The following is a 5208-nucleotide window of genomic DNA, read 5'->3' as shown; positions in this document are numbered from 1 at the left end:
CCCCCACCACCCCCTCGGCCTCGAAGAACGGGTCACCCTCCGCCAAGCGCTCCGCGTCCGCCTCCGCCAAGCCGACCCCCAGCAAGACAAAGGCGAAGGAAAAGGGCAAGGACAAGGAGAAGGCGAAGGAAAAGGCGGAGAAGAAGCCGAAGCCCGAGCCGAGTGCCACCGAGGCCGCCGCGCCGAAGCCCGCGCCGAAGCCGAAGGCGCCCGCCCCCGCCGCGAAGGCCACTCCGAGCGGGACGGCCGCGCAGGTCCTGGCGTTGGTCAACACCGAGCGCGCCAAGGCGGGCTGCGGCCCCGTCCGCTCCAACGGCAAGCTCGCCACGGCCGCCGCGAGGCACTCCTCCGACATGGCGGCGCGCGACTACTTCGACCACACCAGCCCCGACGGCACGGGCCCCGGCGACCGCATCAAGGCGGCCGGGTACCGGTGGAGCACGTACGGCGAGAACATCGCGCGCGGCCAGCGGACCCCGGCGGCGGTGATGGACTCCTGGATGAAGAGCCCGGGCCACCGGGCCAACATCCTCAACTGCGACTTCAAGGAGATGGGCATGGGCATCCACAACGCCTCGGGCGGCCCTTGGTGGACGCAGGTGTTCGGCACGGCGCTCTGAGCGACCGCCGCCGCCACACGCAGCGGGCGTCAGCCGACCCGCTGCGTGTGGAACTGTTCGAGGCGGCGCTGCGCCAGCGTCAGCGTGCCGCGCTGGCGGCCCGGGACGCGGCGGCGCAGCCTGATCAGGTCGGGGCCGAGGGCGCGGACCGCCTCGGGGTCGCGTACGCGGTCCCAGAGGTGGTGGGCGCGGTCGGCCGCGGCTTCCACCTCGGGTGAGTCGGGGGCCTGCCCGGCGGTGAGGCGGGCGGTGGCCACGGCGAGCCAGGTCTCGCAGCTGCGCGCCGGGTCACCGGCGAACCGTGCGAGGTCCGCGCGGACTTCCATCCAATGGATGACCTCGTTCGAACCCGGGCCGTGCATGCGCAGCGCGGTCTGCTCCCAGGAGGCGGCGAGCGCCGCCGCCTCGTCGTGCCGGCCCGCCTCGACGGCCGCGGTGATGGCCGCGTGCGGGTCGGTGTGCGGGTCCGGGGCGCCCGGGGGCGGTCCGGCCGGTCGCGGCGGGGGGTACGCGGCGGGCGGCGCCGTCTCCTGGTGGAGGGGTGTCACATGCGAGCCGAAGGGTGCCGGGCGCGGGTCGGTGGGCGTCGCATGCGGGTCGAGCGCCAGCACCAGGTCCTGGGCGTCCTCGCCGAGGGACTGGGCGGCGGCCTGCTCGTGGAGCTGGGACAGCGGAGGGCGGTGGCCGCTGCGCAGGAGGGTGGCGAGCGCCTTCATATAGGCGGGAGCGGCGGGCGTACGGCGCCGGGCCGGCGGGGCGACGCGACCGTAGAGCGCGACTCCGGGGCCCGCGTCGAGTGGCTGCTCGTTCAGGGCCTGCCAGCTCTCAGCGTCGGTGTGCAGGTCGACGATGAGCGTGGTCTCGCCCGCGGGGCGCAGCCGCAGTTCCTGGGTGAACCAGTGCCAGGGGAAGCCCGTGTAGCGCATGGTGGCGGCGGAGGCCCGGGCCAGCGCCACGTGCACGTGCCGCTGGCGCCGGTCGAGATGGACCTGCCCGATCAGATAGACCGTCAACGGGCCCGGAGCCATGGCGGCGGCCCGGAGCCGGGTGAGGACGGTCTGCGGGTCCAGCGGGTCAGCCAGCTCCACCACGCTCGCCGTGTCGGTCCCGGCGAGCGTGGCGGGGGAAACCGCCGCGAGCACGGGAAGTACGGAGGCCGCGTCCACGAGCCGGCTCTTGCTCACGGGGGCCGCCGCGATGAGCAGTGCAGTACCGGGCACCGGCCCCTCCCTCTCGATCACCACGTCAGCACCGTATCCGCTGCTTGCGCCGGGCACGACAACGAGACGTGGATCCGTACGAATTGCCCGGGGTTGGCGGCGGCTCGGCGATCGCCGCGGGGCCTTCCGTGCGATGCCGCAGGACTCTCCACGTTCGTAATTACGCTACGTAATTGTCGATCTGACGCCCCATCAAGTCGCTGCTTCGCTCAAAGTACCGGCCAGACAAGAGTACGAGCCCTTCTGAGCGGGAAAGATGGAGATGGGACCTCGGTGCCGCCCAGCGTTTCGGTGGCGTCCGGCGCGGGTCTCTACCCACCGCGTCACCCTCGATTGACTACTCTCAGTGAAGGAGACGGGACACTGCTGGACTGGGAAACGGGCACCGCCGACTTCACCTTCGGCCTGCGTCACCGCGTGGTGAACGGCACTGATGTCCTTGCGTTCTGGGGCGAGCTGGACGCCTGGGCCGACCAGGAGCTCTCCCCTCGTGTGGCGGCACTTCTCGACCACGCCGGCCGTCAGGTCGTCGCGGATCTTCGAAAGGTGACGTTCCTCGACGCCGGTGGCCTGCGGCTGCTGGTGCGTATCCGGCAACAGGTCGCCGCCGGCCAGGGCACTCTGTGGCTCGTCCCCGGCAGCTCGCGCAATTGGCGCGTGCTGCGCATCACCCGTCTCGACCGGACCTTCACGATCCCGGTCGGCGCCCCCTGTACGAGCGGGCGGTCGGGCGCGGGCCGCGGGGCGCGCTGATGCCGCACGGCGGGGATAGCCTGGTCACAGAGCCCGTTCACGGGAGGAAGGACTGCTCAGACCGCATGAAGCGAGCCGTTGGGGGCACTGGGGAGCCATGCATCTGCCTTCGGTGACAGCACGTGGAAAGAACCAGGCGCGACGGGCGGCCAAGGGCCGGACCGTCGCGGCGGTGGCGCGTGCCGGGTTCGTCGGCCGTGGAGTGATCTACCTCCTCATCGGTGCCCTGGCCCTGCGCATCGCCTTCTCCGACGGCGGCGGACGCCAGGCCGACCGCGGCGGTGCCGTGGCGGAGCTGGCGGACCGCCCGTTCGGGAACGTACTGCTGTGGCTGCTCGGCATCGCCCTGGCGGGTATGGCGCTGTGGCGGCTCTCGGAGGTCTTCTTCGGACAGGCCGGGCCGGACGGCGACAAGCCGGGCAAGCGGGCGCTCTCGGGGCTGCGCTTCCTCTTCTACTGCTTCGTCGCGTACTCCATCCTGGCGTACGCGACAGGCGACGAGGGCAGCGGCAGCGGCTCCAGCGACCAGCAGACCAAGGACGTGACGGCGAAGGCCTTCGACTGGCCCGGCGGCAGGTGGATCGTCGCCGCGGCGGGCGCCGCCGTGCTCGTGGCGGGGATCTGGATCGCCGGGCGCGCGCTGCTGCGGAAGTTCCACAAGCGTCTGCGCCTCTCCGAGATGCCGCGCAGGGACCGCAGGATCGTCGACGTCCTCGGTGTCTTCGGCGGCATGGCCAGGGGCGCGGTGTTCGCCGTCGCCGGTGGCTTCGCACTCGCCGCCGCGCTGCGGCACAAGCCGGGCCAGGCCAAGGGCATCGACAACACCCTGCGCTCCTTCGCCGACACCGGGGCCGGGCCCTGGCTGCTCGCGCTGATCGCCGTCGGCCTCGGCGCCTTCGGCCTCTTCTCCTGGGCGAACGCGCGCTGGCGCAAGCTCTGACGGGCGCGCGCCCCGCGGCTTCAGACCGGTTCAGACCGACGTGCGGAACACGTAACGCACGTCGGTCAGTTGTTCCGACACCTCCCACAGCCGACGGCCCGTCTCCGCGTCGGCGGCGCCGGGCGCCAGTGCCACGCGCTGAGGCGCGCCGCGCAGTTCGGCGGGGCCGCCGGGGCCGATGAACTCGCCGCCCCGCACGCTCGGGTCGGTCGCCGCGTACAGCTGTGAGAGGGCGCCATCGGCGGGCCGCTGCGCGAACAGCGGGTTGCAGATGCGGCCGAACACCACGCTCCACAGGGCGATCGGGCCGTTCAGCTGCAGATTGGTGGCCGTGTAGCCGGGGTGGGCGAGGACGCTGCGGACGGGGCTGCCCGCCTCGGTGAGGCGCAGGTGCAGCGTATGGCCGAAGACGGCGTTGGCGAGCTTCGACTGGTTGTAGAAGGCCATGGGCTTGTAGCGGCGCTCGCCGTGGAGGTCGTCGAAGAAGAGGCGGCCCTGCCGGTGGTTGACCGAGCTGACCGTCACCACGCGGGGCTCGCGGCCCGCCCCGAGCAGGTCGAGCAGCAGGCCGGTCAGCGCGAAGTGGCCGAGGTGGTTGGCGGCGAACTGGAGCTCGTGGCCCTGCGCGCTCAGCGAGCGGGGCGGCGCCATCACCCCGGCGTTGTTGATGAGCACGTCCAGTCGGGGGTGGTCGGCGCGCACCCCTTCGGCGAAGGCGCGGACCGAGTCGAGATCGGCCAGGTCGAGGTGGCGCACCTCCAGCTTCGCGTCCGGCTGCTCGGTGGTGATCTCCGTGACCGCCCGGCGGCCCTTGCCCTCGTTGCGCACCGCGAGGATCACGTGCGCGCCGCGTCGTGCGAGCGCGCGGGTGGTCGCGAGGCCGAGGCCGCTGTTGGCCCCGGTGACGAGGAACACCCGGTCGCTCTGGTCCGGAATTCGGTCGATGGTCCAGCGCTGCTGCGTCATGCGGCACATGTTGCCCCTGGTGGCACTCAGTGTCAATACGCTACTGAGTGCCGTTCGGGGCATGCCGTGTACCATGCCTGTGTGAGCTACCGCCCAGAAGTGAGCATGGCCGAGCGCAAACGACGGCTCGTCTCGGACGAACTGACCGAATCGGCGCTGCAGTTGCTGGCGCTGAAGGGGTTCGACGCGGTCACCATCGACGAGATCGTCACGACCGCCGGGGTCTCCCGGCGCACGTTCTTCCGGTACTTCGCGTCCAAGGAGGACGTGGTCGTCCAGTTCCTGGCCGACATGGGCACGGGTATGCGCGCGGACCTCGCGGAGCGGCCCGCCGACGAGCGGCCTTCGGTGGCGCTCCTGCACGCCGTCCGGGTCCCCCTTGCGACCTGCGCCGCCCACTCCGACCGGGCACTGCGCGTGGTGCAGCTGATCCTGCGCACCCCCGCCCTGCTGGCGCGCTTTCTCGAGCGGCAGGCGCAATGGCGCGGCGACCTGACGGAGGAGCTGGCGGGACGTCTGGGACTGGACCCCGCGAGGGAGCTGTATCCCCGGCTGGCCGCCGGAATGGCGCTGACCGCCTTCGACGCCGTACTCCAGCGCTGGAGCGACAGCGACGGCGCCGAGGATCCGTCAGCGCTGCTCGACGAGGCCTTCGCGGTGATCGGTCCGGCGCTTGACGGGGTGGAGGGGTAGGGGGCGCCCCCACCAC

The 5208-nt window shown here is 72.2% G+C and carries 6 protein-coding genes; 4 read left to right on the top strand and 2 right to left on the bottom strand.

Annotated features, from left to right (window positions below; all coding sequences use genetic code 11):
• Window positions 1-620: CAP domain-containing protein (locus GKQ77_RS27075; protein WP_219691553.1), on the top strand; the 620-nt coding region annotated here is incomplete at its 5' end.
• Window positions 621-649: 29 nt separating this feature from the next.
• Here the strand turns inward: GKQ77_RS27075 and GKQ77_RS27070 are convergent.
• Window positions 650-1840 (bottom strand): hypothetical protein, encoded by a 1191-nt coding sequence (locus GKQ77_RS27070; RefSeq protein WP_219691552.1) that lies wholly within the window; start codon window positions 1838-1840, stop codon window positions 650-652.
• A 333-nt stretch (window positions 1841-2173) separates the two neighbouring features.
• On the opposite strand from GKQ77_RS27070, the gene GKQ77_RS27065 reads away from it, so the two are divergent.
• Both GKQ77_RS27065 and GKQ77_RS27060 read left to right on the top strand, forming a co-directional pair.
• Window positions 2174-2593, top strand: coding sequence for an STAS domain-containing protein (locus GKQ77_RS27065; protein WP_219691551.1), 420 nt, complete (start codon window positions 2174-2176; stop codon window positions 2591-2593).
• A gap of 97 nt (window positions 2594-2690) precedes the next feature.
• A complete protein-coding gene (locus tag GKQ77_RS27060; RefSeq protein ID WP_219691550.1) occupies window positions 2691-3533 on the top strand; it encodes a DUF1206 domain-containing protein in 843 nt (280 codons plus the stop codon).
• 30 nt (window positions 3534-3563) lie between these two features.
• Here the strand turns inward: GKQ77_RS27060 and GKQ77_RS27055 are convergent, their stop codons facing one another.
• Window positions 3564-4499 (bottom strand): oxidoreductase, encoded by a 936-nt coding sequence (locus tag GKQ77_RS27055; protein WP_219691549.1) that lies wholly within the window; start codon window positions 4497-4499, stop codon window positions 3564-3566.
• 105 nt (window positions 4500-4604) lie between these two features.
• Between GKQ77_RS27055 and GKQ77_RS27050 the strand changes: the two genes are divergently transcribed.
• The gene (locus GKQ77_RS27050; RefSeq protein WP_219691554.1) at window positions 4605-5192 is read left to right on the top strand and encodes an acyl-CoA-like ligand-binding transcription factor; all 588 of its coding nucleotides are present in this window, start codon (window positions 4605-4607) and stop codon (window positions 5190-5192) included.
• Window positions 5193-5208 lie beyond the last annotated feature (16 nt).

The organism is Streptomyces anatolicus, from assembly GCF_019400875.1.
GTDB classification, from domain to species: Bacteria; Actinomycetota; Actinomycetes; order Streptomycetales; family Streptomycetaceae; genus Streptomyces; species Streptomyces anatolicus.
This window is presented reverse-complemented; position numbering and strand designations above follow the sequence as displayed.